The following is a 3721-nucleotide window of genomic DNA, read 5'->3' as shown; positions in this document are numbered from 1 at the left end:
GGCTCGGCCAGTGCGGTCACCGGCAGCTCGCCCTCGACCAGCCGCGACACCACCGCGCGGCGGGTCGGGTCGCTGAGGGCGTGAAAGGCGAGGTCGAGGGGGGTCGAGTGGTAGGGCATATAGCTCGGTAAGGCGGCCGGCCGTGCCGGTCAATAATAAAAAGGCACTTGCCTTAGTGTTTGGCTGCGAATACGAAGGTGAGTACCTTAGTGTTTGGGAGTGCACCAATGGCAGTTCGTGTCGACCTTGTTATCTCGCTCGATGGCTTCGCAACAACGACGGACCAGACGCCAGACAATCCGTTCGGCCAGGACTGGTCGCGCCTGGTCGGCGCTTATGTCGCGACGAGGACGTTCCGGGAACGTGTGTTCAAGGACACCAGCGGCAAAGGCACCACCGGCATGGACGATGCGTATGCAAAGGACTACTTCGACAACATCGGCGCGGAAATCATGGGCGCCGGCAAGTTCGGGCTGCACAACTTTCCCGACGATCCGAACTGGAAGGGGTGGTGGGGCGATGAGCCGCCATTCGGCTGCCCGGTCTTCGTCCTGACGCACAAGCGACGGCCCTCCATCGAGATGGCTGGAGGCACCACGTTCCACTTCCTCGCGGCGGACCCGGTTGATGCGCTGCAGCAGGCCGTGACAGCCGCAAACGGCAAGGATGTGCGGATAGGTGGCGGACCAACCATGGTTCGCGACTATCTGAAGGCCGGGCTTGTCGACCGCCTGCATGTAGCCATTACCCCAATTCTGCTGGGGCGGGGCATACGCCTCTGGGACGAGTTACGCGGGTTGGAAGCCGGCTACACCGTCAAGTCGGAAACGGCCGAGAGCGGCACTGTCCACCTCACGTTCCAGCGCTAGCCGCCAGCCTGTGGCTTACGGCCATCATGGACTGTCCAAACTTGGTCGATGACTGCCTTCCCGTTTCTGCCCTCGCCCAATGTCCACTTTTCCTGGTTCCATAACCGAAAGCAGACCGACCGGTTTCCACCCTCCTGCGACCTTCGGAACGTCCGGTCATTGGCAGTGGCCCGGCGGGCCAGGAGCGGATGGTGGTCTTTGCTACCTCATTCCGCTTCAAAGGGTGGGGTGAACCGATTGAACGTCCTGATCTCGAGATGGATCAGTTCGCCTGGGAGGGCGCGCTCGTAGCGGCGCACCGATACCGTTCGCGGGGGCAGGGGGGCCGAACCATCCGACGCTCGCTGCGGCGAGGCCGGATCGGGCGCAGGGCGAGCGATCGTCCCGGAGCCGTTCCGGCACCGCGTTTGCTACTGGTTGATCTCGGGCTCGGCGAGTTTCGCGAGCTTGCGCAGGGATTCCTGCCAGCCGAGATAGCAGGCTTCAGTGGGGATCACGTCCGGCACGCCCTCTTGCTCGATACTCACCTCGGTGCCGACGGACACGGCCTTCAAGATCACCGTGACCTTCATCTCGCCCGGCAGGTTCGGGTCGTCGAACCTGTCGGTGTAGACGAGGCGCTGACCGGGAACGAGCTCCAGATAGGTTCCGCCGAAGGCGTGGCTGTGCCCCGTGGTAAAATTCCGGAACGACATCCGGTGGTTGCCACCGACGTTCGCATCGAGCTCATGGACGGTGCAGGTGAAGCCGTAAGGGGGAAGCCAGCTCGCAATCGCGTCCGGTTCGAGGAACGCGCGGTAGAGCTTCTCGGGCCTGGCGGCGATGACGCGGTGCAGTCGGATGGTGCTCGGCATGGATCTCTCCTTCTGGTTCGGTCTTAAGGTGTTCGGTTCTCTCCTGGCGGGCGGTCCTTCACGCTCGACACATCTACGACGAACGGGCTGGTGAGAATTCGACAGCGCATCTTAGAAAAATCCAGAGCACCGGGATGCCTGCAAGCCCTTTGCGAAGACCTTTCCGAAGGTCGCCGCGCTGCCCGGCGAATGAAGGCTCAGCCTGTCGCCTTGCCGATCGCCTCGGCGAGCCCGCCCGGATTGTCCCACGCCATCGAATGGCCCGCCTGGGGCACGATCGCGACGCCGCATCCCTCATCCGCCAAGCCATCAAATTCGGGGGCCGGCAGCGAGTGCTCTCCGACGAGGAGTGTTTTTCGCATGGTCAGGCTGGCGAGCATCTCGCGCCATGTCGGCTTGCATCCGGCGATCAGCGATGCTGCTTCCCGGTGGGCCGCGAACGGGGCGCTGATGGCCAATGAGGCAGCCCAGACCGTATTGCCGACCGCCCTTGCAGCCGCGACGGTCGCCGCATGGCCGCGCGCGGCGAATTCGACCTCGGACATCTCGGCGATTGCCTTGCTGAAGACGCCGCCGCCCGGCTCCAGATTCGGTTCGCCAAGCACGAGCGCTTCGACCCTCGCCCCGAGCAATGCAGCCAGGGTGATGGCCACTGCCMCTCCCATGCTGTGACCGAAGAGGCTGACCGGCCCCTCGCAGACGCTCCCTATGAGCCCGGCAACCGAGCGAGCATGGCCTTCGATGGAATAGCAGAAGTCTGCCGGCCTTTCGCTGAAGCCGGAGCCGAGCAGATCGACGAGTATCGCCCGGCGCCCGGCCAAGGCCGTATCCGCGATCACGCGCGGATAGTCACAGGATGAAGCGCAGCCGAGACCGTGGATGAATACCAKGGGCGTGCCGGCCCCCGGAATGTCCTGATACAGGATATTGGCGGACGCCATCTTCGCCCAGAAAGCCTTCACCGCCCGCTCCATCACATGCCAGGGCAGCTCCGCTAACCCGCTGCGCCGCCGCACCATGTCAGCATGATCTGGAAACCCGACGGAAGGGGTGCCCGGGACGTGTCGCTGGGCCTGACTTATGGCGAGGTCGGGTTGCCGGCCCCATCGGTCATTCGCCCATGCAAAATCGCGACGATCGAGGCAGGCCACGCGGAGAAGCTGGGCCGGATCAAGCCGACGACAATGGCCCAGGTTGGAGATCAACTGCGGACGTATATGGGCGCCTAGAGGCTGCTCCGAGTCAGCGCTCGCGCCGATAGTGCATAGCGACGGCGCCGCTGCGGAGCGGCGTGGCCGAGATCAGCTCGAGCCGTCGCGTGCTGGGCAGCCCGCTCTGGTAGAGGGTTGGGCCGTGGCCGGCGATCCTGGGATGGACGAGGACCTTGTACTCGTCGATCAGATCCAGCCGGTCCAGCTCGGTCGCGAGCTTGCCGCTACAGAGGAGCACGCCGGCCGGGGTCGCGTCCTTGAGCCTCTGCACGCCCGTGCGCAGGTCGCCGGCGATGTGGTGGCTGTTGGTCCACGGGAAGGCCTTTCGCGTCGACGACACCACGTATTTCGGCTTAGCGTCCAGCTTGACCGCCCACTCGCGTATCGCCGGCGGCGCCTCCACGTCGCCGCGGGCGACCGCCGGCCAGTGGCTCTCCATCATCTCGTAGGTGACGCGGCCCCACAGCATCGCCCCGCCCTCGTCCATAAGGCGGGTGAAGAAGGCGTGCGTCTCGTCGTCGGCAATTCCCTCCTGGTGGTCGACGCAGCCGTCCAGGGTGACGTTGATGCTGAAGGTCAAGAGTCCCATGCGACGAGCCTAAGCCATCCGCTCGAAAAGACGTAGGGCTATTGCTCGCGGTTGATGGTGAACTTCCGCTATAGGGCGATTCCGGTAGTGGCGGCGGCCCGCCAGCAACGTCTGAGATGGGTGGAGGCTGTGTGAAAAGAGCCGAGTCGGCTAGGATTCCTGGAGGTGATGCTCCGGGAGCTTAGATGAAGCGCTTCG

At 64.3% G+C, this 3721-nt stretch carries 5 protein-coding genes; 1 reads left to right on the top strand and 4 read right to left on the bottom strand.

What is annotated here, in order from left to right:
- Window positions 1-119: ArsR/SmtB family transcription factor (locus tag AC1D34_RS35075; RefSeq protein WP_476826724.1), on the bottom strand; the 119-nt coding region annotated here is incomplete at its 3' end.
- 108 nt (window positions 120-227) lie between these two features.
- On the opposite strand from AC1D34_RS35075, the gene AC1D34_RS35070 reads away from it, so the two are divergent.
- Entirely contained in the window at window positions 228-869 is a 642-nt protein-coding gene (locus AC1D34_RS35070; protein WP_043240173.1) for a dihydrofolate reductase family protein, read from the top strand.
- Between the two features lie 410 nt (window positions 870-1279).
- Here the strand turns inward: AC1D34_RS35070 and AC1D34_RS35065 are convergent, their stop codons facing one another.
- The 3 genes from AC1D34_RS35065 to AC1D34_RS35055 all read right to left on the bottom strand — a co-directional run bounded on the left by AC1D34_RS35065 (window position 1280) and on the right by AC1D34_RS35055 (window position 3523).
- Window positions 1280-1723 (bottom strand): SRPBCC family protein, encoded by a 444-nt coding sequence (locus AC1D34_RS35065; protein WP_441492801.1) that lies wholly within the window; start codon window positions 1721-1723, stop codon window positions 1280-1282.
- Window positions 1724-1920: 197 nt separating this feature from the next.
- Window positions 1921-2685, bottom strand: a complete 765-nt coding sequence (locus tag AC1D34_RS35060) for an alpha/beta fold hydrolase (RefSeq protein ID WP_476826723.1) — start codon at window positions 2683-2685, stop codon at window positions 1921-1923.
- 280 nt (window positions 2686-2965) lie between these two features.
- Window positions 2966-3523: a dihydrofolate reductase family protein gene (locus tag AC1D34_RS35055; RefSeq protein ID WP_441492803.1), complete on the bottom strand. Its 558-nt coding sequence runs from the start codon at window positions 3521-3523 to the stop codon at window positions 2966-2968.
- Window positions 3524-3721: the final 198 nt, after the last annotated feature.

The organism is Allobosea sp. P1_A7, from assembly GCF_056406775.1.
Note: the sequence above shows the minus strand (reverse complement) of the source record. Positions and strands in the feature narration are given on the sequence as shown.

What these genes read in the sequence shown, in the direction of transcription:
- AC1D34_RS35070 (WP_043240173.1), top strand. Translation starts at nt 228, where the DNA reads ATGGCAGTTCGTGTCGACCTTGTTATCTCGCTCGATGGCTTCGCAACA.
- AC1D34_RS35065 (WP_441492801.1), bottom strand. Translation starts at nt 1,723, where the DNA reads ATGCCGAGCACCATCCGACTGCACCGCGTCATCGCCGCCAGGCCCGAG.
- AC1D34_RS35055 (WP_441492803.1), bottom strand. Translation starts at nt 3,523, where the DNA reads ATGGGACTCTTGACCTTCAGCATCAACGTCACCCTGGACGGCTGCGTC.